Source organism: Bacteroidota bacterium, assembly GCA_026391695.1.
In the GTDB taxonomy this organism is placed as follows: Bacteria; Bacteroidota; Bacteroidia; order Bacteroidales; family JAGONC01; genus JAPLDP01.
Map to the genome: position 1 here is coordinate 88,717 of JAPLDP010000088.1, position 22,975 is coordinate 111,691.

Here is a 22,975-nt window from a genome sequence, read left to right on the forward strand (position 1 = left end):
ACAATGAATCATAACGTATTTCTGTTGTTCAGGTGTTCAGGGCTGAACAATCATGTTATTCAAATGATATATTCAGGCCAAGGCCTCTTAGCTCATGAATAAGAACGTTGAATGACTCAGGGATGCCAGGTACGGGCATATTTTCACCTTTGACAATGGATTCATATGCTTTTGCCCTGCCCTGTACATCGTCGGACTTCACTGTCAGTATTTCCTGAAGGATATGTGCTGCACCGAAGGCTTCGAGAGCCCAGACTTCCATTTCACCAAAACGCTGTCCGCCAAACTGGGCTTTACCACCAAGAGGCTGCTGTGTAATGAGAGAATAAGGCCCGATGGAGCGCGCATGCATTTTGTCGTCAACCATATGATGCAACTTGAGTATATATATAAAACCGACCGTTGCCGGCTGATCAAAGCGTTCACCGGTACCACCGTCATACAGGTATACCCTGCCATTCTCTGGAAGACCGGCGTTTCTTAAATATTCGTTGATCTGATCTATCCTGCCACCGTCAAAGATCGGTGAAGAGAATTTCAATCCCAGCTTATACCCTGCCCATCCCAGTACCGTCTCATAAATCTGCCCGAGATTCATTCGCGAAGGTACACCAAGAGGATTAAGCACAATATCAACAGGTGTGCCGTCCTCCAGGTATGGCATATCCTCTTCCCGCACAATCTTTGCCACTATACCTTTATTTCCGTGACGGCCGGCCATCTTGTCGCCAACTCTCAGTTTGCGCTTCTTGGCTACATATACCTTCGCCATCTGCACAATACCATTTGGCAACTCATCACCAACAGTGGCTACAAACTTCTTCCTGTTATATACACCTAAAATTTCCTTGTATTTTATGTTATAGTTATACAGGAGTTGCTTGATGAAGTCATTTTTTTCCTTATCCGTTGTCCATTTATTCGGATTGACACTGGTATAATCAATGTTTACCAGCATCTTTGAGGTGATCTTGACCTTTTTGGGGATGATCTCTTCGCGGAAATTATTATAAACACCCTGTGATGTCTTACCATTAACAAGAACAGTAAGCTTATCAATGAGCTTATTCTTCAGTTCATCGCTTTGTTTCTTGAATTCCTTGTCCAGCTTGGTCAGATCGTCTTTTTCCTTGGCTTTGGCTTTTCTGTCTTTAATAACCCTGGAAAAGAGCTTTTTTTCGATAACCACACCACGCATGGAAGGCGGAGCTTTAAGTGATGCATCCTTCACGTCACCGGCTTTATCACCAAAGATAGCCCGCAGCAATTTTTCTTCCGGCGTAGGATCGCTTTCGCCTTTCGGTGTAATCTTACCGATCAGGATATCACCTTCCTTCACATCGGCGCCTATGCGTATCAATCCATTTTCATCCAGGTCCTTGGTTGCTTCGGTGCTGACATTGGGTATGTCGTTTGTCAGTTCTTCCAGGCCTCTTTTGGTATCCCGCACTTCAAGTGTGAATTCCTCAATGTGAACGGAAGTAAAAAGATCTTCCTTAACAAGCCTTTCTGATACGACGATAGCATCTTCGAAGTTATATCCTTTCCATGGCATGAAAGCCACCATAAGGTTACGGCCGAGAGCCAGCTCGCCGGTTTTGGTGGCATATCCCTCACACAGCACCTTCCCTTTGAAAACCTTTTCACCTTTCCTCACAAGGGGACGTATGTTTACGCATGTATTCTGGTTGGTACGTGAGAATTTGGTCATTTTATAACGCCTGACGTCGTCGTCGAAGCTGATAAGTTTTTCGGCATCAGGACGGCTATAGCGAATGATGATTTCATTGGCATCAACATATTCAACGATGCCATCACCTTCAGCATGAAGCAGGGCTCTGGAATCGCGTGCCACCTGAGCTTCGATGCCGGTGCCGACGATAGCCACTTCCGGATTCAGCAAGGGGACAGCCTGCCGCATCATGTTTGATCCCATGAGGGCGCGGTTGGCGTCGTCATGTTCAAGGAAGGGTATGAGTGATGCAGCTATGGAGGCAATCTGATTGGGTGCCACATCCAATAGGTTCACCTTGCCTGCCTCGATGATAGGATAATCTGCCTGAAAACGTGCCTTGACCTTCTCCAGCATAATGTTCCCGCTTTCATCGAGAGGTGTGTTGGCCTGGGCAATGATCATCTCTTCTTCTTCTTCAGCGCTGAGGTAAACAGGCGGTTCACCGAGTAACACTCTGCCCTCGACGACCTGCCGGTATGGTGTTTCGATGAAACCCAGCCGGTTTATCTTGGCAAAAACACACAGCGATGATATCAAACCAATATTGGGTCCCTCAGGTGTTTCAATCGTGCACAACCGGCCATAATGCGTATAATGTACGTCACGCACCTCAAAACCGGCACGTTCACGTGACAACCCGCCGGGACCGAGTGCAGAAACCCTGCGCTTATGCGTGATCTCCGACAAGGGATTGGTTTGATCCATGAACTGCGACAGCTGGTTTGTCCCGAAGAATGAGTTGATCACCGAGGAAAGAGTCTTCGCATTGATCAGATCCATAGGTGTGAATACCTCATTATCCCGCACATTCATTCTTTCCCTGATGGTACGTGCCATACGCGCCAGACCAACACCAAACTGGTTATACAACTGCTCGCCGACAGTACGCACCCTACGGTTGCTTAAGTGGTCAATATCATCCACTTCCGTCTTCGAATTGACCAGCTCAATGAGGTACTTGATAATGGAGATGATATCTTCCTTTGTCAGCACTTTCACATTAAGAGCGGTTTGCAACATGAGTTTCTTGTTAATGCGATACCTGCCGACATCGCCCAGGTCATAGCGTTTATCAGAGAAAAACAGCTTCTCGATAATGCCTCTGGCGGTCTCCTCATCAGGTGGCTCGGCATTGCGCAACTGTCGGTATATAAATTCGACGGCTTCTTTTTCAGAGTTGGCAGGGTCTTTCTGAAGTGTATTGAAAATTATGGAGAAATCACTCGATTCCGTTTCTTCTTTATGAAGCAGAATGGACTTGATATCCGCATCGACGATCTGGTCAATATGTTTATTTTCCAGTATGGTCTCTCTTTCGATGATCACTTCATTACGTTCTATGGAAACGACCTCGCCGGTATCTTCATCCACAAAGTCTTCGATCCATGACCTGACCACCCGTGCAGCCAGTTTACGTCCGACAACCTTTTTTAATCCAGCTTTGGATACTTTCACCTCCAGGGCAAGATTAAATATCTCAAGGATATCCTTATCCGACTCATAACCTATAGCCCTGAGCAGGGTGGTGACAGGTAATTTCTTTTTCCTGTCAATATAGGCATACATGACATTGTTAATATCGGTGGTAAACTCCATCCATGATCCTTTGAAAGGAATGATGCGGGCCGAATAGAGCTGGGAGCCGTTGGGATGGAAACTTGTACCGAAGAAAACCCCCGGAGAACGGTGTAACTGTGAAACGACAACACGTTCGGCACCATTGATAATAAAGGTGCCTTTAGGTGTCATATATGGCATCATGCCAAGGTAAACATCCTGTATGATGGTCTCAAAATCCTCATGCTCAGGGTCAGTGCAGTATAGCTTCAGTTTGGCTTTTAACGGAACACTATATGTCAGCCCCCTTTCAATGCACTCATCTATCGAGTAACGGGGAGGATCAATATAGTAATCCAGAAACTCCAGGACAAAATTATTCCGCGCATCTGTTATCGGGAAGTTCTCAGCGAAAACTTTATACAGACCCTCATTAATTCTGTCTTCCGGATTGGTTTCCAACTGAAAAAAATCCCGGAATGACTTTAACTGAACATCAAGAAAATCAGGATATTCAACCTGGAATTCAGTTCTGCCAAAATTGATTCTGTCGATCTTTTGTATGGCCAAGGTATTATGATTTTAAGGTTTGTAGTAAAAATGAACTTATTAGATAATGCGCAGATACAAGAAATAGCTTCTTTCCATGTTGCCTTGGAAAGAAGCCTACTTCTCTTGAACATTATTCGATATGTTTTTACTTAACCTCAACCTCAGCGCCAGCCTCCTCTAATTGTTTCTTTAACGCTTCTGCTTCATCCTTTGTAACACCTTCTTTGATAGCTTTTGGAGCCGCATCGACAAGCTCTTTAGATTCTTTAAGGCCGAGGCTGGTCATTTCCTTAACCAGTTTCACGACCGCCAATTTCGACAAGCCGGATGACTTGAGGATCACATCAAAGGCGGTCTGTTCTTCCACTGCCGGAGCAGCAGCACCAGCGCCGGCTGCAGGCGCAACTATTACAGCCGCAGCTGCAGCAGGTTCTATGCCGTATTCACTCTTCAGAATCTGCGCCAATTCATTGACTTCTTTTACTGTTAAATTCACAAGTTTTTCTGCAAACGTTTTTAAATCTGCCATTTTATCTAAATTTTAATTGGTTTTAATGTATGGTTATTTATTTTAATTTCTCACTAATAATCCTATTCCAGGCGATCCGACAGGGTTTTGACTATACCCGAAAGCGTATGTCCGCCCGACTGAAGGGCTGAAATGACATTACGTGCCGGCGACTGGAGCAGGAAGATGATATCTGCGATCAGCTCGTTCTTGGACTTGATGTGTATCAGCGCTTCCAGCTGTTCATCGCCTACGTAAACCGTTTCCTCCACATAGGCCCCTTTCAGTACAGGCCTATCCGAATCCTTCCGGAACTCTTTTATCAGCATTGCAGGAGCATTACCCGATGCAGAAATCATCAGGGACGTGGAACCTTTAAGAATATTATATAAAGACTCATAATTCCTGCCACTTTTATGCATAGCTTTCTTAAGCAAGTTGTTCTTCACAACCACCAGCTTGACATCCCGCCTGAAACACAGCCTCCTCAGGTTGCTGGTGCGTTCGGAATTCAGATTTGATATGTCCGTAAAATAGACATTGTTGCTTCCCCGTAATTTCTCAGTCAGAGTTTCAATTGCCTGATTTTTTTCTTCTCTTGTCATAGCTTGCTACTTTCAGATTTTTCGCCAATTTCAAAATATGAATTATACTGTTACGGATTTCTGGTCAACACGCACGCCGGGGCTCATGGTACTGGATATAAATATGCTTTTCACATAAGTTCCTTTGGCTGCTGCCGGTTTCAGTTTGATAATAGTCTGTATCAATTCCTTTGCATTATCCACAATTTTATCCTGTGGAAACGACACTTTACCGACAGCGGCATGAATGATACCATATTTATCGACCTTGAAATCGATTTTGCCGGCTTTAACTTCTTTCACTGCTTTTCCGATATCCATGGTCACTGTGCCGGATTTCGGATTTGGCATGAGGCCGCGGGGGCCTAATATCTTACCCAGGGCACCTACTTTCGACATGATAGAAGGCATGGTGATGACCACATCGATATCTGTCCATCCGCCTTTTATTTTCTGGATATAATCGTCGAGGCCGAAATAATCGGCGCCGGCTTCCCGGGCTTCATCTTCCTTGTCGGGAGTACATAACACCAAAACTCTTTTGGTTTTGCCCGTTCCATGCGGCAGGGTTAGAGTGCCCCTGACCATCTGGTTAGCCTTCCGGGGATCTACTCCTAACCTGACATCCAGGTCGACTGACGAATCAAATTTTGTGGTCGTCACCTCTTTTATGATTCCAACTGCGTCGGCCAGCGAATAAGTCACACTTTTATCATACTTCGTTATCGCGGCTTTTCTGTTTTTGGTCAATGTCGTCATCTCAACAATCGTTTGTGCTTGTTTTACAATTTATTTCTCAGCGGGATCTTCTCCCTTTACAGTAATACCCATGCTGCGGGCTGTGCCGGCAACCATTTTCATGGCTGAGTCAAGTGTGAAAGCATTCAGGTCATTCATCTTATCTTCGGCGATCGTTTTTACTTGCTCCAAGGTAACAAAGGCTACCTTCTGCCTGTTTGGCTCGGCAGACCCCTTTTGCACTTTGGCTGCTTCCATCAGCTGAACCGCAACAGGTGGCGACTTGATGATAAAGTTGAATGACTTATCCTTGAATACTGTGATAATAACCGGAAGGAGTTTTCCGGTTTTATCCTGCGTACGCGCATTGAACTGCTTACAAAATTCCATGATGTTCACGCCTTTGGCACCCAGCGCAGGTCCGACGGGAGGTGAAGGATTAGCCGCTCCTCCCTTGATTTGCAACTTGATTATACCACTTACTTCTTTGGCCATTTCCTATTAATTATAAAAATTTATTTATCACTTATTCTTTCATTCAACTCTCTGATCCCTGATCATTGATCATTGTTCATTGTTCTATTGTTCTTTTTCCACCTGCATAAAACTCAGTTCCAGAGGTGTCTTCCTTCCGAAAATCTTCACAATGACCTTCAGTCTTTTCTTTTCTTCATTTATTTCTTCGATAACGCCGCTGAAGCTGTTAAAAGGTCCATCGATGACGGTGACGGTTTCTCCGACGATAAAGGGAACATTCAGTTCCTCGCCCAAGCCTTTAAGCTCGTCGACTTTTCCGAGTATTCTGTTCACTTCCGAAGGCCGCAATGCATTAGGTTCCCCTTTTGATCCGAGAAATCCCAAAACACCCGGGACATTTCTGATGATATGAGGGATTTCCCCGACCAGGACGGCTTCGATGAGCACATATCCGGGGAAAAAATTCCGCTCCTTGCTGACTTTCTTTCCCTTTCTTACCTGATATATCTTCTCTGTCGGAATTAAAACCTGCGACACAAAATCCTGCAGTTTAAGGCGGCTGATTTCATTTTCAATATACTGCTTCACCTTCTTCTCGTTACCGCTGATGGCCTTGACAACATACCATTTTTTTTCTTGCTCAACCATATCTAAGCCTGGATTGAAGGATTGAATAACAGTTTATGAATCAGTTGGAGTGACAATTAAAATAATTTATAGTACTGTCCGAGGATACCTTTAAAGGACATATCCATGATGAATACAACCAGTGCAATAAGCAGGGAAGCAACGAAGACAACTATCGCACTGCCTTGCAGTTCACTCCATGTAGGCCACGACACCTTATGCATAAGTTCATCGTAGCTTTCTTTGACATATTCTTTTATCTTGAAACGAGCCATTTTCTTTATCTTTATTAGCACGGGTAGCAGGACTCGAACCTGCAACCAATGGTTTTGGAGACCACTACTCTACCAGTTGAGCTACACCCGTACATTGATATTCATATTGATGAATGTCCTGATAACAGTATCACGGCAATATCCCGGATACCAATACCATCAGTGTCATCCGCAATGTTATCAGTCAAGGATCTCGGTCACCTGTCCGGCGCCAACGGTTCTGCCGCCTTCACGTATAGCAAAGCGCAGACCTTTACTCATAGCGATCTCATGGATCAGATGGACTTCAATAGTCAGGTTGTCACCGGGCATCACCATTTCAATTCCATGCGGAAGGGTAATTTCTCCGGTCACATCAGTGGTCCTGAAATAGAACTGCGGACGGTATTTGTTATGAAATGGTGTATGACGTCCACCTTCTTCTTTTTTAAGGACATAAACTTCACCCTTGAAATGTTTGTGCGGTGTGATTGAACCGGGTTTGGCGATGACCATACCTCTGGCGACATCGGTTTTTTCAATACCTCTCAGCAGAAGACCTGCATTATCGCCGGCTTCACCCTGGTCGAGAATTTTACGGAACATTTCAACGCCGGTAACGACAGATTTCAGTTTTTCTGCGCCCAGGCCGATAATTTCAACCGGCTCGCCGATTTTGATAACACCCTGTTCAATTCTTCCAGTAGCCACGGTACCACGGCCGGTGATGGAGAAAACGTCTTCGACGGGCATGAGGAAATCCTTTTCTCTTTCGCGTTTAGGCAGAGGTATCCAGGTGTCGCAAGCTTCCAAGAGTTCAAATATTTTTTCCACCCATTTAGGTTCCTTATTGAGTGCGCCGAGGGCTGAACCGCGGATGATGGGTGAGTCATGCTCGAACTTATAGAATGCCAGCAGGTCTCTGATTTCCATATCGACAAGTTCGAGGAGTTCCTCATCGTCAACCATATCCACTTTATTCATGAAGACTACAATCTTGGGGACGCCGACCTGGCGTGCCAGGAGGATATGTTCACGGGTTTGGGGCATAGGGCCGTCATTGGCGGCAACGACGAGTATGGCTCCGTCCATCTGGGCGGCACCGGTAACCATATTCTTGATATAGTCGGCATGGCCAGGGCAGTCCACATGAGCATAATGCCTGTTGACTGACTGGTATTCAATATGGGCCGTATTGATGGTGATACCTCTTGCTTTTTCTTCAGGAGCATTATCAATTTCATCAAAGGATTTGTAAACAGCCAATCCTTTATCCTGCAAATTCAGGGTAATAGCAGCCGTCAACGTCGTTTTGCCATGGTCAATATGACCGATAGTTCCGATATTGACGTGCGGTTTAGTACGTGAGAATTTTTCTTTTGCCATATCAAATAATGTTAGGTTGTGTTTATAAAAACGTTTTTGTTCATTCAACGATGAGCCAATGACGGGGGTCGAACCCGTGACCTCATCCTTACCAAGGATGCGCTCTACCGACTGAGCTACATCGGCCTGTTGGAGCGGAAAACGGGGCTCGAACCCGCCACCTACAGCTTGGAAGGCTGTCGCTCTACCAAATGAGCTATTTCCGCATGTGGGGAGAGGAGGATTCGAACCTCCGAAGGCATAGCCAACAGATTTACAGTCTGCCCCATTTGGCCACTCTGGTATCTCCCCGTCATGCTTTCAACAAATAAAAGAACAGAGCCGATGGACGGATTCGAACCGCCGACCAGCTGATTACAAATCAGCTGCTCTGGCCAGCTGAGCTACATCGGCATGCGCCAATCGCTTATCAATCAATATATAAATGCAGCCCTCTCGAAAAGGACTGCAAATTTAGTAACTCTCCAAATAACAACAAAGATTTTTTTTACTTTTTTATGAAAATATTTCAAAATCTCAACCTCGCTGCTTCTCCTTGTATTTCTTGAGCTGCCGCATTAATGCCTCAACAGCTATATCGGTAGCTTCTTCAAAAGTAGAACTCTGTTTCTTCGCAAACAGATCATTACCTCTCACAAATATCCTTATTTCGGCTATCTTGTTTTCAGGTACATCCGTGTTTTCCAACTTTAATTTTACCTCTCCTCCCAGCAGACCATCGTAGTAATGCGATAATTTGCTTACCTTCTCATTTATGAAATCCTTTAATTTCCGGTCTGCCTTGAATCGTACTGAAGTGATGTTGACATTCATGGATAACCTCCTTTTTATGCTCTTGGGTGAGCTTGTTTATAAATCTTTTTCAACTTCTCGATCGTATTGTGTGTGTAAACCTGTGTTGCTGAAAGATTGGCATGGCCAAGGAGTTCTTTCACCGCATTCAGGTCAGCACCGCCATCTAATAAATGAGTCGCAAATGTATGCCGCAGTATATGAGGGCTTTTTTTCTCCAGTGTGGTCACAGTTCCGAGGTACCTGACAACTATCCGATAGATCAGCCTGGGATATGTTTTCTCGCCTTTTCTGGTAACAAATAAATACCCCTCAATGTTCACTTTATCCACCTCCCGGTTACGGATATCCTGGTAGCCCTTCAGAAGATCCCTCATGAATCCTGTTATCGGAATCAGGCGTTCCTTATTCCGTTTGCCGAGGACTTTTATGGTCAGATTATCCGTATCAATGCTGGAATCCTTCAGGCTGACCAATTCCGATAAACGCATGCCTGTCTGGTAAAAAAGTTCAAGTATCAGCCTGTCGCGAATGCCTTCAAAATCATTTCCAAAGTCAATTTGGCTGAACAAAAAATCCATTTTTTCACGGTCAACGAAAACAGGCAATTTTTTCGATTCTTTTGGCGGAATGACCCTGGCCATAGGATTTTCATTGATGGCACCCTCTCTGATGAGAAATTTAAAATATGATCTCAGCGTGCTGAGCTTACGGTTGACAGCTCTCGCGGTGACATGCTGATCCATAAGCTCTACCAGCCATGAACGGATTATCATGTGGTCAACGCTTTGTATATCATTCATTCCGTAACGCACATCCAGAAAATGGTAAAATTGATCAAGGTCGGTCCGGTAGGCTTTAATGGTATGGACTGAATATCGCTTTTCGTAACCTATGTAATCGATAAATTTCTCCAGCGTCATTCAGAAAAAATAAAAGAAGAAACCCTGCCTCTTTAACTAACGATAAAGTTAGTTATAAAATTGTAAAAAACAAAATTTCCTCTCTGAAAAAATTACTCTTGTGCTTGCTGTAACTGTTGGATATAGATGGCTCTCAGCCTTTCTTCCCTTTTCTTAACCGATGGTTTCGAAAATTTTTGTCTTTCACGCAATTCTTTAACCACGCCGGTTTTTTCAAACTTTCTCTTGAGCTTTTTCAAAGCCCTGTCGATGCTTTCGCCTTCTTTAACTGGTATAATGATCATGTTACTTATACTCTCCTTTTAAATAGAACAACAGGTTATTTATAGGTTTTCAGGGGTGCAAAGATACGCTTAAATATTTAATCTGCAAAAAAAATTTCATTGATATTATCTTTTAAAAGGATATGTCCTAAAAGTGAGCGGACTGAGGAGCGCAGCGTCGAGGGAGCTTCCCAGTTGCGAAACCATAACGAGGCCTTGCGGCCCGAGCAAAAAAAAAGAAGCTCTCTTGGGTTATACGATAGCCTTGTATCCTATTTATAGATTCTCCAGTATGAACTTCGTCATATTCCTGAAAAGGTGATAGGAGGTATTACCTCCATAAATTCCATGGTTACGGTTGGTATAGAGCAGCATGGAATAATCCTTGTCAGCCTGAACCAGCCGTTCGGTAAACTCCAGAGTATTCTGGACATGGACATTATCATCGCCGGTGCCATGGATGATCAATAATTTGCCCTGGAACTTATCGGCGAAATTCAACGGGGAATTTTCATCATAACTGTTTGGATTATCCTGTGGCTTGCGCATGAACCGTTCAGTATATATATTGTCATAATACCGCCAGCTGGTGGCAGGTGCCACTGCAATGCCCATTTTAAAGGTCCCTTCACCTTTGGTCATGCACATCAGTGTCATATATCCGCCAAAGCTCCATCCCCATATACCGATACGTTCAGGATCCACATAAGGAAGAGTGCCCAGATATTTGGCAGCTTCCACCTGATCGATGGTTTCATATTTTCCCATCTGCAGGTAGGTCATCTTGCGGAACTGCTCGCCCCTGGCACCTGTGCCGCGGCCATCCACAGTCACTACAATATATCCTTCCTGAGCCAGGTAATTATCCCATCCAAAATTCCAGGTATCAATGACAGTCTGCGAGTTTGGCCCGCCATATACATACATGAATACGGGATATTTCTTTGCAGGATCAAAATCAGGAGGTTTCAGCATGGCTCCGTTGAGTTCCACACCTTCACTGGTTTTAAAGGTAAAAAGCTCAGGTGTGCTGTATGAATAGCTTTTCAGCTTATTATTTAAATCCTGGTTATCTTCAAGTACCCGCACGATGTTGCCCTGTGAGTTATAAAGAGCCACATAATCAGGTGTGGCATAACTGGACCAGGTAAGCTTGCAGTATTGATAATTTTTACTGAATTTAGCCGAGTTATTGCCTGCCTTATCCGATATCCTTTTCTTGCCTGTTCCGTCAAGCCTGATAGAATAGATCTCCGCCCTGGCAGGCGACAGTTCCGATGCCTGATAATAAATAACGCCTCTCTCTTCATCAATGCCATAGCATTCTTTCACATCAAAATCACCTGTTGGAATTCTTTTAACGGTATAGTCACTCATACTGCACAGGTAAATATTATTCCACCCATCGCGTTCGCTTAACCAGAGGAAATGAGCATTATCCCTGAGAAATGTCAGGGCATCAAAATTGTTTTCGGAGATATAGCAGGCATTTTCCTCTTTGTAAAAAACCTTCGATTGGCCGGTAGTGGCCTGTGCTGCCAGCAATTCCAGCTTATTCTGAAGGCGGTTCAGCCGGTAAATGCAGAGGATACCCGGATCGTTGGTCCATTTTATACGCGGGATGTACTGGTCTGCCTCCTTGCCGATGTCCATTCTGATATCTGCACCGGTCTTCAGGTCATACACATGCACAGTGACAAGCGAATTGCTTTCGCCTGCCTTGGGATACCTGAACGTCCTGTTCTCAGGATAAAGCACGTTATTTTTTAATTCCGGCTTTTGTCCGGCATACATGGTCATATTAAACATGGGGACAGTGCTCTCATCAAAGCGCATATATGCGATCTTTTTGCTGTCGGGTGACCAGGCAAATGCTTTGCTGAAACCGAATTCTTCCTCGTAAACCCAGTCAGGAGCACCATTGATAATATAACTGTACCGGCCATCGGTGGTCACCTGCTTTTCCTCACCCGACAGCAGATTGATAATATAAAGGTTATTATCCCTGACAAAAGCCACCATGGAGCCATCAGGCGAAAATGTCGCCAGTTGTTGCCTGCCATTTACCGAAAGTTTTTTCAGCTCTTTTGAGCGGATCGTAAATATGTAATAATCGGCTTTGGAAGAATAGCGGTAGATAGGTTCTGTTCCGGTCGAAAATAAAATCCTGGATTCATCATTGCTGAAATTATAACCGTCGAAGTAGGGCAGTGAATCGCGTTTCATAGCGTCCGGATTAAGAATGGTATCAACAGCCTTTCCGGTTTCATATTCATATTTCACGATGGCAGTGCCTTCAGCAGCCATGGTATAGTGAATCCCGTCGTTCATGGAATTCATGCCATAAACCGACCGAGGATAAAAGGTGAAATTCTTTATGACATCATCCAGCGTGATCTTTCCGTTGCCCTGTCCCGAAAGCAGCATTGGAACGATCAGGACTGCAAGCATCAGCAGAGGAAAATAAAAGTTTTTTTTCATAATCGTCATATTGTCAAATTGTTTTATTGTCTAATTAATTTACTGTCATCCCCCCTACCAGCCCCTTTTGATAAAATTATTGATCATTGATCACTGATCATTGATCATTGTCATCTCATATTTCCCCGCAAAAAAAATAAATTCACCGTTTTTTTTATTATTTTTACATTTGTGTATTCAAAAGTAATTTAATTGTAATAAAACTTAAAACTTGACCTATGAAAAAGTTATTTACTTTATGCCTTATCCTTTTTTCACTTTTCTTTTTACAGGTTGCCGCCCAGGATGACATACCCAATAAGGATTTTGAGCAATGGGATAATTTTGACACATACGAAGTGCCTACATACTGGGATTCACCAAATGCTGAGACCGGGCTGGTTAATATTTTTGAAGTCACCAGGGATACGGTCACTGTTTACCAGGGCCTGTATTCAGCCCGTCTGGAAACAATGAATGTGATGGGCATTGCAACCGTCCCCGGCTTACTGACGCTGGGTGAATTTACCGTAAATTTTGCCACACAGGAGTTTTCGATTACCGGTGGCACGCCATTCACTGAGCGTCCGGTGAAGCTGACAGGCCACTATCGGTATGCACCGCAGGGCGGAGATGCCTGTTCCTTTTCAATTGCATTGACAAAATATAATTCGGTATCAGGACAGCGTGACACCATCGGCGCCGGATTGACAGTAATTAATACCTCTGCCGGCAGCTGGACTCTTTTCGAAGTGCCGGTTTTCTACTTTTCACAAGAGGATCCCGACTCCATGAATATTGTGATCTTTTCATCCCCACCGACAAATCCTGTCATCGGCAGTGTGCTGATTGTGGATGCCCTGGAAATTAACCTGGGTGTGGGAGTCGGTGAGCATGGAGTTGTAAGAGATGTGACAATGTCGTTTGATCCCTATCAGAATCAGTTGGTGATCAATTTCACCGGGCCATCTGCCGGGCAGGTATTGGTGAGCATCTATAATGCCACGGGACAAGTTCTTCTCAAGGGACAACTGATGACGGCCACAGGGCATCAGAGCATCAATATGGGCAGATATCCGCAGGGCTTGTATGTCATTGAAGTGATATCAGGAACCGAGAGGATCATACAGAAGATACTCAGATAGATCATTACAGGCTATAGAGCTGATGTGCCAATGTGCCAATGAGGTAAATTTTTGTTTTTCAATTCAATTTTTTACTACCTTTGCTCTCCCATTTTTGATTTTTAATTTTTAATCTTTGATATAAGTCTGGGACGTTAGCTCAGCTGGTTTAGAGCGCATGCTTGACAGGCATGAGGTCATTGGTTCGATCCCAATACGCCCCACAAACACAAAGGGCTTCATGATTTCCTCAATCATGAAGCCCTTTGTGTTAAATTCCAAATAACAAATTCCAAATACCAAAAAATAATGACTGACTGGTAAGAAAGTTATGGTCTTTTGTCCAATTTACAGAAAACGACAGACCTTCAAGAAATCGATGCAAAATAAAGCCACAGGATGCACGATCTCAGAGTGAAAAGTATCGCTACCCCGGGGTTAATCGTGCGCTGTGCGTAAAGCAAACACAAAGAGGAGGTATTTCTACCCCCTTCCATCTACCTGATACCAGGGCACGCCATGGCAACTCAGCGCCCCTTTGTCTTTATTATTTGTTGCGATAGCGGAAATGTCTTTCACTTGAGGTCATTGAAGCCTTCAACTGCCGGAAAAATAAAATGATAAAATGTGTAACATGTGATATATTTTACACTATCTTTGCCGGTCAAGTTGAGAAGTGGTTGGATTATACCAATTGCGCTCAAGAGTTTCATAATTTTTTTTATTAATTTTTAATTTTTAATTTTCATGAACATTTTTATTTCAAATTTAAATTTCAGAGTTAGCAGCGAAGACTTAAAGCAGTTATTTGACAAGTATGGCGAAGTAACATCAGCCAAAGTGATTACCGATAGACTTTCGGGCAGATCAAGAGGTTTCGGATTTGTTGAGATGAAAACCGATGAAGAAGCCAAGAAAGCCATTGAAGGATTGAACCTAGCAGAATTTGATGGCAAAGTCATTTCCGTATCGATAGCTAAACCTAGAACAGAACGGGGAGATAATCCAGGCGGCGAAAGACGTAATTTCAACCGATATTGATCAGTCATCAGTAGGCAGTCGACAATAGTTATTATTTGCCGGCACCCTGTCATCAGGATTGTTTTTTTCATTTAAATAATCCACTTCAATGTCTGAAAGTCCGTCTATCCGTTTTTTAATTTCCATTGGCCATCTGTGTTTTTTTTGCTAATGTTTCATCAAATGCCCCAAGCATAGCCTCCATTTCGATCTTTTCCTCCTGGCTGTCGACATCAATACACCACTGACCTTTCCGTGGCGGTAATATATTTATTCACGTGGAGTGAATTGTTTATTACAGGTCATTATTTTGCGTCACAGTTTCATTACCATCTCTCCCGGGGTATCCGGTATTACTTAATGTGGGTCTATGCACTTTGCATGAATTTTTACGATCCTATGGCTGCGATGCTTCAGAATAAGTAAACATAGATTTTCACAGTAAACAACCACCCGTATTTTACGAGTAGGAAGCTCCCTCAAAGGCAACATTCATATTGTTAAGCCAGGAGTATTTCTGCCCGGAAAATTGATTAATTGGATTGAAAGCATTGGCTTTAAAAGGTAATAAAACTACGATTCCGGTTCTATTATGGGTAGGACGTTTTTTTAATGAAAGACGACGCAAAAATAAAGCCCTACAATGCACGGACGGCATTAAGGTAGTATATTGTTGCACCCGTTAAAAGGCCTTATTTTAACTCGGACTTGTTAAAACTACCTTTGTGCATGATCCGGCGAAGGCGAAGCATCCATTTACCAACGGTCAAGCTAACAGCCTGCCATAGCTTTATTATTCTTTTCATACCTGTTAATAAAGATAAAATATATTCAAAGGTAGAAAATATTTTACAGATAATTAATTAAATCTTTATTTTTAATTTTGTCAGATAATTAAAAAAAAATGAAAACATCAGCAGACATCAGTTATTACCCATTGAGGGATGAGTATGTCCCCCCGATCCATGAGTTCATCGACAGGCTGAATACACATGAAGGGCTTACGGTCAGGACAAACGGGATGAGCACCCAGGTATTCGGGGATTATGACATCATGATGAACGCCCTGGTCAAGGAAATACGGCAATCTTTTGACCATCCTCATTCTGTCTTTGTGATGAAAATCGTTAATGCGGATCTCAACACGAAGGAATTGGGATGATATTAATTTCTATCATTATTTATACTGTGAAAAATATAAAGAGAGAAAATGTAGCCTTAGCGTAATTTTATCTCTCTTATAAGAGTCTTATAAACTCTTATTAACTCTTACTCTTTTTAAAAGCTCTGTAATTGCTTGTAAATTAATGTTTAATGAGAGAGCCTCGGACAATTACTGCCATACTTTTACCAGGTTTTCCAAAGGATCTTGATTCTGCCAGGAATCTGGCTAGTGAACAAACCCATGGCCGGTTTAAATTTGAGGAATGGGTAGTAGAAGTAATGCTGCATGGTGTATTAAATCAAACAAAAACAACAATCGGTTTTGATGGATATCGAACTTTTGATGTTCAAGGCTTTTTGTCCAATTTGCAGAAAAAAGGGTACCCCCACAAGAAGACGACGCAAAATAAAGCCCCAGGATGCACCATATCAGGGAAGGAGGTAATTGATACCATCCAAGAGTAAATCGCCTAGTGTGTGTTAGGAGTGAAGCCAGTTCCTTAGATAATTACAGAAATGGTATCACCTTCAAAACTTCAGTTGGAATTACTTATTGTACAATAAGTTGTGCTTTCTCTTTTTCGTCAGGACTCATTATGATTATGTACTTAAAGCCAGCTGCTAATATGAAGCCAGAGATTTTAAGATCCCATTCTTTGATTGGTTGATAAGAATAAGTGCCCTGAATGATTACAGAACATTTATTATTTGAAAACATTTCTATTCCTAATTTCCAGTAAAAATCAGGTGAGACTTGTTTTTCAATTTTAAGGAAGTCAGTTTTACTATGGGCTGAGGTTTTTACCCATCCTTCCGCTTTTGATTTTGCAATAGCAATCCCTCCCCCTGCTTCTCCAAATAAATAAAAATCATCCTCACCAAGCGATATGTTATATCTTATAAAAGCTGTTAAAGGCCATGAGGTCAGTGTATGGGTTTCCGCAGCATTAATCAAAGGAAAATCCCTGCTTGAATGAAGCAGATTTCCGACCACGCCGAAAGAAAACAATTCAGATGGATAATAACCCAGGGCTAATGAAGGGTATATACTGCCATTTCCATATTCACTTTTAAGATTTTTATTAATGAAGATATCATACCCAATACATCCCTCGATGAATACTGAATTTTTCCGAGTATTACCCGCATTAGGAAACACCTGGGCATTAACAGTGGAGTTTGAATAAATAGTTCCCGTTATTAAAAGGACTAAGGCTATTATTTTAGACCATCTGAATTTATTCATTTTGGAATTCATGGCTTTAATCTCCATATTTATTGAAATATCAATGAATGACTCTTAAACCTAATGTAACAAATCAGAAATTATTGATATAGAATGTACCGGCATTAGCAGGATTGGAAAAATTAAAAACACTGAAATATTTGTCAAATATCGTATGTTTATATATGATTTGCAACTTTTCAATGAATTATTTTTCAATCACGGGTATGAACCCCAGGGCAAGCCCCGGAGCCTACTTACGCCCAAAGGGACGGAGAATTTGACCAGTAAATGCCAGATATCAGAGGTGGTCTCACTCATTAGGACAGACTTTATTCAAATTTAAACTAATTTATTAGATGGGGAACCATATTGCAGGAATAGAAAATCAGTTTATAATAACTTCATCATTGTAGATGAAAATTAGATAATATTTTTTGAATGATCAGAAAATAGGAAGGCTTACACAATGATACATTTTACTCCGGAATGTTCAAATATCAAAAAATCAAAGTAACTTTATATCATTAATGATTAAAAATACCACCTTAAATATTGATCCTTATTTGTCCAGATTAGGCAGAAGACTTACACCCTATATTTAAAGATTAATGTTATGACTGATAAAGAAAAAATTATAAAGTACCCAAAAGGAGGCAAAAGATGAAACTCGATGCTGGGCAAAAGATGAAACCTGATGCCGGACATATTTTGATTAATTTCTCCGACGGTTACATAAAATGCAAGTTATGCGGTGCAAAGTGGGAGATCACCGGAAGAAATTTCGGATTGGATAACAGGAATGAAATTGAAAAATTTAAAGAAAAACATAAAAACTGTTTAATGCCATTGTGAGCTAAAATAAAGCGTTCTGATAATATTTCTATATATACATTGGCTCTGATGTTGTTCTTATAGGAGACTATTTTATTTATTCTTCAAGATAGCAATAGAAAGCAATCTGGATAACCAAATCAGCGATTTCCATACTTCACTGCGATTCTTGTGTTCAATGTGGCAATAAAGGCTAAATTCTGCTTATGCATTGATTTGTTGCTTTGGCTTTTTAATAGCCCTGACAATCAAAATAATTATGGATATTAGCCATCCTATGGGATAAGGAAGAACTAGTATACCCCACCACCATGATAGTGATGACGTGCCTCCAAAACCACCTAGTGATGATAAATAAAACAGAAAAAACACGCCAAATAGAATCATTATCAGTGATACCAGGAATATTTTCCAATGTCGATCGTGTGTTAAGTATGTTGATAATGCAACAAGTGCGCTACCAGCTGCTATTACAATTGATCCTTCCATAGGATCGATAACTCCAATTATCAAAGCAATAACGCCTACGATGTAGATGATGCGAGTCCATTTTATTTTCTTTTTCATTTATTTTGATTTTAAAAATGTTTACTCTTTTTTATTTGTCAGCACTGTATGTCTTCTGCCAAATCTGGACAAATACGGATCAATATTTAAAGTGGTATTTTTTAATCATTAATGATATAAAGTTACTTTGATTTTCTAATATTCGTATTTCCTTTCTTTTAAGTGATTGCATTTTTTCTGTCTGCAAGCTTTACCTAATTAGAAACTATTGATAAAAGATTCCTTTTAATAACTCCATTCCGCATGGCTCACTGGTAAAAGCTTTAACTCTTCTTTATAAAACCTCCACTGCGGTAAAAAGGTGTCCATTAATGAAATAAATCTGTCGTTGTGATGTCTTTCTTGCAAATGTACCATCTCATGTACAATGATATATTCTAAACATTGCGGAGGTTTCTTTGCTAATTCTAAATTAAGCCATATTCGTTTTGCTTCGCTGTTGCATGTTCCCCATTTGGTCTTCATTTTTTTGATGCCAAATTCTTCAACCCTTACCTTCATGATTTGTTCCCATTTGGAAATATAGCCAGGTATAACATCTTTTAATCGCTGCCTGTACCATTCATTTAAAATATGTTCCCTTTGTTCCCTACTCGTATTTTCTCGGATATGAAGTTCTATTCTGTTATGGCGTAATACAACTTTAGGGGCTGCAGTATGGAATATAACTCGTAAAAGATATCTCTTACCCATGTAATAATGACTTTCCTGAGTAATAAAATCCCGTACAGATTCGCGTTCCTGTTCATTAAACTTTTGCTGTTGCCTCTTTATCCAGGTAAGTTTTGAAATAGCATAAATCCTGATCGTATCTATATCCATATACAAAGGAGCAGCTATCCTCACTCTTCCTGAAGGAGGATACACGCTGAGGTGCACATTTTTAATACTCTTCTGCACCACATCAATTGTCATATCACCTAATTGTAACTGCTGCACGTCAATATCCGGATTGCTGTTTAACTATTGAAAAAATCTGTTCTACCTTACTCACATTCTTTAGCACCTTATACAACGCTCCTTTTATCTCATTCTCTTTTTGTGCATTGCCTTTCCAGTTGTCTTTTTTAATATAACGAATGGCTTCGTCACATGCCAATGCCAAATTTTCATCTTTCTCCAGGTTATGATACAATGCCACCTGTGCATGTGTTGTTAATTTTTCAGGCAGATTGTCCTTCCTTCCCTGACTTACATGTTTTGCAAGGTCAGCAATTTTCTTTAAGTACTCTTCGTAGTCTATGGCATTAGCTTTCCGTTCTATGATAATTTCATTCAACAGCTTTGACATATCCTCAAAAAATGCAGGGTCAATCAAATGTTCTTTGATGATCTTTTGCCGGACATTATTCTCTATTGTTTCTGCAACAGCTTGTCGGTTGGCTTTTATCCTATCAGGTAAATTATTAATGGCATCTGCAATTCCGGTCTTTACTATCAGATCAACCAATGACAAATTATCAAAAAATGAGATTTTTCTTGGATCTTCAGCCTGGATATAATTATCAATCAACTGCCGCATGTCAGCTTCATAGGTCTTCAGATCAAGCGTTTCACCACTTGCATTACGTATTTCTTCTCTCAACTTCAGATAAAAATCAACTTGTCTTTTAATGTCTTCTATCTCTTTTACAGAATATCCTGCTTCTTCCATTTCGGCAGCTATATTCGCATAAGCACGTATGAGATTAATGGTAAGTTTATATAATGCAGTGCGTTTTACTTCAGTGGCTTTAAGATCATCTTCATTTTCAGGATTTCCACAAAAGAAATGAATGAATGCTAATGTATCCTTTGGAGCAGGTACAGGTTCACATAACAAGGCGATCTCTTCCAGGGCATCATCTAACCTCGCCTTGCCATTTATTAAACGATCCTTAAGTAATATATCACAATCTTCTTTTGCAAACGTATCGTAATCCAATTCAGAAGTGTACACGGCTACAGCGTTCTCAATTCTTCTGAACAGATCCATATAATCAATAATATAACCAAATTGCTTGTCTTCAGTATCCAGTCTGTTTACACGGCATATTGCCTGAAACAAGCCATGATCCTGCATGCTTTTATCAATATACAGGTAAGTACAGGGAGGAGCATCAAAACCTGTAAGTAGCTTGTCAACCACAATAAGAAGTTTCATGGTCGCAGGTTCTTTTACAAATTTCTCCTTTGCATGATCTTCATACTTTTCAGTGCTTCTGTCACCAAGAAGTGCTTTATAGGTCTGATAGATAAATTCTTTCTCCGTTTCTGTATTTGCACCTGTGTCTTCTGTTATAATATCACGTGTGGAGGGATTATAGGAGGTAATAATGGCATAATGATTCTTTAATTCTGTTTTTTGAAAGAGTTCGTAATAACGGCAAGCATCATAAATACTGGAAGATATCAGAATGGCATTACCAGTATTTGAATTAAGGCGTGGCTTCACATTAAAATCAAATATTATATCGGTAACAAGTTTCTCCATCCTGGAACGACAACTCAATACCACCTGCATTGTACCCCATCTTTTCTTTAACTCTGACTTCTGAAAGTCATTCAATCCCTTGGTTTTTGATTCAAACCAGGTATCAATCCTATCAGGGGAAGTGATTTTCTGATCAATATCACGGGCTTCATAAACCAGATCAAGAATAACTTCATCTTCAACTCCCTCATTGAATTTGTAGGTATGTATATATCTTCCGAATACCTCAAGGCTTGTTTGCTTATCCTGCTTAAGTAATGGTGTTCCCGTGAAGCCAATGAATATCGCATTCTGCAGCATGACTTTCATGGTTTTATGCAATTTGCCACTTTGTGTACGATGACATTCATCTACAAAGACAAAAATTTCACCTACTGTCCTGACAGGATTATTTTTCAGTTCTTCAATGAAATCATCAAAATCATCTTCTGATCTTCTACCAAATTTATGGACCAATGAACACAATAGCCTTGGTAATGACTGTCCCAGTTGATCCATCAGGTCTTTGCCACTGCTGGTGCGATGTATAGGTTCACCCGAATCATTAAAAACCCTTTCGATCTGCTTGTCCAATTCATCACGATCAGTAATGATCACCACACGTGCATTAGGATTGTTCTCCAGTATCCATTTAGCCAGGATGACCATCACCAGACTTTTCCCACTACCCTGTGTATGCCAGATAATGCCACCTTCTCTGTTACGTACAAATTCCTGTGATGCTTTGACTCCAAAATACTGGTGATGACGTGGTAACTTTTTTATACCTCCGTCAAAAAGGATAAAATCATAGATGATCTCCAGAAAACGTTTTTTATTGCATAATTTCAGCAGGTACTTATCCAATGGCAACATGCTGATGTCATCCACATCTTCTTTCCATTTAAGAAAATATTTTTCAGGAGTGCGAATTGTTCCGTAACGTAAACCTTCTGTATCATTACCGGCAAATACAAACTGAATGGTTGAGAAGAAGGATTGAATAAATTCTTTTTTCTGATTCACCAGATTTTGTCGGATGCCATCACCAATAGAAACTGTACTGCGTTTTAGTTCCAGGACTGCTAATGCAATACCATTAACGTACAGGACAATATCTGGTCGTTTATCGTAGTTCCCCTGAATGGTCACTTCTTCTGCAATGGCAAAATCATTCTTTTCAGGATTACTCCAGTCTATCAGATGTACGGTTTCTGTATTATCACCCACATCAGCTTTCACTTTAACACCAAAGCGAAGAAATCCATACACTTCTTTATTGTTATCGTACAAGCTTCTCTCGTAATTATTTGCAGCAATCCGTAATTTATCTAATGCCTTATTGATAAGTATATCGTTATAATCCCGAGAAGCAAGGTACTTTCTAAGGTATTTCTCTTCAATGTTGCTGTTATTCAGTCGATCTTCCCAATTACCAAGGTAAAAGTAGTTTAATTGATCGCTGAATAATTTGACAATACGATTTTGGGTAGCTCGTTCTATTTGACCAACATTACTCATACCTCATTAATTTATCAGATTTTTCAATTCGAAGCATTTATACCAGTAGTAAAATGCAACTTTGTATGTTCTCTTTAAACGTTATGTCACATTTGCCCGTAAAGCAAGTTTATTGACAATTGTGACAACATTGAATTGAATTACCTTCGTTACCCTAAAAGTACGCATTTCTGTGAAGGCCCAACTCTTGGCTAAATAATATTTTGATGTGC

General features: G+C 41.2%; 22 protein-coding genes and 6 tRNA genes. 6 read left to right on the forward strand and 22 right to left on the reverse strand.

Going from position 1 to position 22,975, the window contains the following annotated elements; genetic code table 11:
- Positions 1-55 precede the first annotated feature (55 nt).
- The 17 genes from rpoB to NT175_14095 form a co-directional block, all read right to left on the reverse strand.
- The gene (gene rpoB, locus NT175_14015; GenBank protein ID MCX6235813.1) at positions 56-3,862 is read right to left on the reverse strand and encodes a DNA-directed RNA polymerase subunit beta; all 3,807 of its coding nucleotides are present in this window, start codon (positions 3,860-3,862) and stop codon (positions 56-58) included.
- A gap of 127 nt (positions 3,863-3,989) precedes the next feature.
- Complete coding sequence (rplL, locus tag NT175_14020) at positions 3,990-4,373, reverse strand: 50S ribosomal protein L7/L12 (protein MCX6235814.1); 384 nt, start codon at positions 4,371-4,373, stop codon at positions 3,990-3,992.
- Between the two features lie 62 nt (positions 4,374-4,435).
- Positions 4,436-4,957: a 50S ribosomal protein L10 gene (gene rplJ, locus NT175_14025; protein ID MCX6235815.1), complete on the reverse strand. Its 522-nt coding sequence runs from the start codon at positions 4,955-4,957 to the stop codon at positions 4,436-4,438.
- Positions 4,958-4,999: 42 nt separating this feature from the next.
- Positions 5,000-5,695, reverse strand: coding sequence for a 50S ribosomal protein L1 (gene rplA / locus NT175_14030; GenBank protein ID MCX6235816.1), 696 nt, complete (start codon positions 5,693-5,695; stop codon positions 5,000-5,002).
- Between the two features lie 30 nt (positions 5,696-5,725).
- Positions 5,726-6,169, reverse strand: a complete 444-nt coding sequence (gene rplK, locus NT175_14035; protein MCX6235817.1) for a 50S ribosomal protein L11 — start codon at positions 6,167-6,169, stop codon at positions 5,726-5,728.
- Positions 6,170-6,253: 84 nt separating this feature from the next.
- On the reverse strand, positions 6,254-6,799 hold the full coding sequence (gene nusG / locus NT175_14040) for a transcription termination/antitermination protein NusG (GenBank protein MCX6235818.1): 546 nt from the start codon (positions 6,797-6,799) through the stop codon (positions 6,254-6,256).
- A gap of 56 nt (positions 6,800-6,855) precedes the next feature.
- Positions 6,856-7,053, reverse strand: a complete 198-nt coding sequence (gene secE, locus NT175_14045) for a preprotein translocase subunit SecE (GenBank protein ID MCX6235819.1) — start codon at positions 7,051-7,053, stop codon at positions 6,856-6,858.
- Between the two features lie 18 nt (positions 7,054-7,071).
- A tRNA-Trp gene (locus NT175_14050) sits at positions 7,072-7,144 on the reverse strand.
- A gap of 89 nt (positions 7,145-7,233) precedes the next feature.
- Positions 7,234-8,418, reverse strand: coding sequence for an elongation factor Tu (gene tuf / locus NT175_14055; GenBank protein ID MCX6235820.1), 1,185 nt, complete (start codon positions 8,416-8,418; stop codon positions 7,234-7,236).
- 53 nt (positions 8,419-8,471) lie between these two features.
- Positions 8,472-8,544, reverse strand: a tRNA-Thr gene (locus NT175_14060).
- Between the two features lie 4 nt (positions 8,545-8,548).
- Positions 8,549-8,624, reverse strand: a tRNA-Gly gene (locus NT175_14065).
- A 3-nt stretch (positions 8,625-8,627) separates the two neighbouring features.
- A tRNA-Tyr gene (locus NT175_14070) sits at positions 8,628-8,709 on the reverse strand.
- Between the two features lie 28 nt (positions 8,710-8,737).
- Positions 8,738-8,811: transfer RNA gene (locus NT175_14075), tRNA-Thr, on the reverse strand.
- A 123-nt stretch (positions 8,812-8,934) separates the two neighbouring features.
- Positions 8,935-9,231, reverse strand: coding sequence for a ribosome-associated translation inhibitor RaiA (gene raiA, locus NT175_14080; protein MCX6235821.1), 297 nt, complete (start codon positions 9,229-9,231; stop codon positions 8,935-8,937).
- 14 nt (positions 9,232-9,245) lie between these two features.
- Positions 9,246-10,133, reverse strand: a complete 888-nt coding sequence (locus tag NT175_14085; protein MCX6235822.1) for a tyrosine recombinase XerC — start codon at positions 10,131-10,133, stop codon at positions 9,246-9,248.
- A 92-nt stretch (positions 10,134-10,225) separates the two neighbouring features.
- A complete protein-coding gene (gene rpsU, locus NT175_14090; GenBank protein MCX6235823.1) occupies positions 10,226-10,417 on the reverse strand; it encodes a 30S ribosomal protein S21 in 192 nt (63 codons plus the stop codon).
- A 255-nt stretch (positions 10,418-10,672) separates the two neighbouring features.
- Complete coding sequence (locus NT175_14095; protein ID MCX6235824.1) at positions 10,673-12,877, reverse strand: S9 family peptidase; 2,205 nt, start codon at positions 12,875-12,877, stop codon at positions 10,673-10,675.
- Between the two features lie 218 nt (positions 12,878-13,095).
- On the opposite strand from NT175_14095, the gene NT175_14100 reads away from it, so the two are divergent.
- The 3 genes from NT175_14100 to NT175_14110 all read left to right on the forward strand — a co-directional run bounded on the left by NT175_14100 (position 13,096) and on the right by NT175_14110 (position 15,021).
- Positions 13,096-14,001 (forward strand): PCMD domain-containing protein, encoded by a 906-nt coding sequence (locus tag NT175_14100; GenBank protein MCX6235825.1) that lies wholly within the window; start codon positions 13,096-13,098, stop codon positions 13,999-14,001.
- Between the two features lie 128 nt (positions 14,002-14,129).
- Positions 14,130-14,204: transfer RNA gene (locus NT175_14105), tRNA-Val, on the forward strand.
- 523 nt (positions 14,205-14,727) lie between these two features.
- Positions 14,728-15,021 (forward strand): RNA-binding protein, encoded by a 294-nt coding sequence (locus tag NT175_14110; GenBank protein ID MCX6235826.1) that lies wholly within the window; start codon positions 14,728-14,730, stop codon positions 15,019-15,021.
- Here NT175_14110 and NT175_14115 read toward each other — a convergent pair whose 3' ends face one another.
- Complete coding sequence (locus NT175_14115) at positions 15,022-15,147, reverse strand: hypothetical protein (protein ID MCX6235827.1); 126 nt, start codon at positions 15,145-15,147, stop codon at positions 15,022-15,024.
- 757 nt (positions 15,148-15,904) lie between these two features.
- Between NT175_14115 and NT175_14120 the strand changes: the two genes are divergently transcribed.
- On the forward strand, positions 15,905-16,162 hold the full coding sequence (locus NT175_14120) for a hypothetical protein (protein ID MCX6235828.1): 258 nt from the start codon (positions 15,905-15,907) through the stop codon (positions 16,160-16,162).
- Between the two features lie 152 nt (positions 16,163-16,314).
- Positions 16,315-16,629: a hypothetical protein gene (locus NT175_14125; GenBank protein MCX6235829.1), complete on the forward strand. Its 315-nt coding sequence runs from the start codon at positions 16,315-16,317 to the stop codon at positions 16,627-16,629.
- Positions 16,630-16,714: 85 nt separating this feature from the next.
- Here the strand turns inward: NT175_14125 and NT175_14130 are convergent, their stop codons facing one another.
- Positions 16,715-17,437, reverse strand: a complete 723-nt coding sequence (locus NT175_14130) for a hypothetical protein (protein ID MCX6235830.1) — start codon at positions 17,435-17,437, stop codon at positions 16,715-16,717.
- A gap of 615 nt (positions 17,438-18,052) precedes the next feature.
- Between NT175_14130 and NT175_14135 the strand changes: the two genes are divergently transcribed.
- Entirely contained in the window at positions 18,053-18,244 is a 192-nt protein-coding gene (locus tag NT175_14135; protein MCX6235831.1) for a hypothetical protein, read from the forward strand.
- 183 nt (positions 18,245-18,427) lie between these two features.
- On the opposite strand, the gene NT175_14140 is transcribed toward NT175_14135, so the two are convergent.
- The 3 genes from NT175_14140 to NT175_14150 form a co-directional block, all read right to left on the reverse strand.
- Positions 18,428-18,790 carry a hypothetical protein gene (locus tag NT175_14140; protein ID MCX6235832.1) on the reverse strand — a complete coding sequence of 121 codons (363 nt, stop codon included), beginning with the start codon at positions 18,788-18,790 and terminating at the stop codon, positions 18,428-18,430.
- Between the two features lie 225 nt (positions 18,791-19,015).
- Positions 19,016-19,729, reverse strand: a complete 714-nt coding sequence (locus NT175_14145; GenBank protein MCX6235833.1) for a SprT family zinc-dependent metalloprotease — start codon at positions 19,727-19,729, stop codon at positions 19,016-19,018.
- Position 19,730: 1 nt separating this feature from the next.
- Positions 19,731-22,763 (reverse strand): HsdR family type I site-specific deoxyribonuclease, encoded by a 3,033-nt coding sequence (locus NT175_14150; GenBank protein ID MCX6235834.1) that lies wholly within the window; start codon positions 22,761-22,763, stop codon positions 19,731-19,733.
- Positions 22,764-22,975 lie beyond the last annotated feature (212 nt).

Bases quoted from the DNA above. Each gene is read 5' to 3' on its own strand.
- NT175_14125 (MCX6235829.1), top strand. From the start codon at position 16,315: ATGAGAGAGCCTCGGACAATTACTGCCATACTTTTACCAGGTTTTCCA.
- NT175_14085 (MCX6235822.1), bottom strand. From the start codon at position 10,133: ATGACGCTGGAGAAATTTATCGATTACATAGGTTACGAAAAGCGATAT.
- secE (MCX6235819.1), bottom strand. From the start codon at position 7,053: ATGGCTCGTTTCAAGATAAAAGAATATGTCAAAGAAAGCTACGATGAA.
- rplK (MCX6235817.1), bottom strand. From the start codon at position 6,169: ATGGCCAAAGAAGTAAGTGGTATAATCAAGTTGCAAATCAAGGGAGGA.
- rplJ (MCX6235815.1), bottom strand. From the start codon at position 4,957: ATGACAAGAGAAGAAAAAAATCAGGCAATTGAAACTCTGACTGAGAAA.
- rpsU (MCX6235823.1), bottom strand. From the start codon at position 10,417: ATGATCATTATACCAGTTAAAGAAGGCGAAAGCATCGACAGGGCTTTG.
- NT175_14120 (MCX6235828.1), top strand. From the start codon at position 15,905: ATGAAAACATCAGCAGACATCAGTTATTACCCATTGAGGGATGAGTAT.
- NT175_14095 (MCX6235824.1), bottom strand. From the start codon at position 12,877: ATGAAAAAAAACTTTTATTTTCCTCTGCTGATGCTTGCAGTCCTGATC.
- NT175_14150 (MCX6235834.1), bottom strand. From the start codon at position 22,763: ATGAGTAATGTTGGTCAAATAGAACGAGCTACCCAAAATCGTATTGTC.
- tuf (MCX6235820.1), bottom strand. From the start codon at position 8,418: ATGGCAAAAGAAAAATTCTCACGTACTAAACCGCACGTCAATATCGGA.
- raiA (MCX6235821.1), bottom strand. From the start codon at position 9,231: ATGAATGTCAACATCACTTCAGTACGATTCAAGGCAGACCGGAAATTA.
- NT175_14135 (MCX6235831.1), top strand. From the start codon at position 18,053: ATGAAACTCGATGCTGGGCAAAAGATGAAACCTGATGCCGGACATATT.
- rplA (MCX6235816.1), bottom strand. From the start codon at position 5,695: ATGACGACATTGACCAAAAACAGAAAAGCCGCGATAACGAAGTATGAT.
- NT175_14100 (MCX6235825.1), top strand. From the start codon at position 13,096: ATGAAAAAGTTATTTACTTTATGCCTTATCCTTTTTTCACTTTTCTTT.
- NT175_14130 (MCX6235830.1), bottom strand. From the start codon at position 17,437: ATGGAGATTAAAGCCATGAATTCCAAAATGAATAAATTCAGATGGTCT.
- NT175_14140 (MCX6235832.1), bottom strand. From the start codon at position 18,790: ATGAAAAAGAAAATAAAATGGACTCGCATCATCTACATCGTAGGCGTT.
- nusG (MCX6235818.1), bottom strand. From the start codon at position 6,799: ATGGTTGAGCAAGAAAAAAAATGGTATGTTGTCAAGGCCATCAGCGGT.
- rplL (MCX6235814.1), bottom strand. From the start codon at position 4,373: ATGGCAGATTTAAAAACGTTTGCAGAAAAACTTGTGAATTTAACAGTA.
- NT175_14115 (MCX6235827.1), bottom strand. From the start codon at position 15,147: ATGGAAATTAAAAAACGGATAGACGGACTTTCAGACATTGAAGTGGAT.
- NT175_14110 (MCX6235826.1), top strand. From the start codon at position 14,728: ATGAACATTTTTATTTCAAATTTAAATTTCAGAGTTAGCAGCGAAGAC.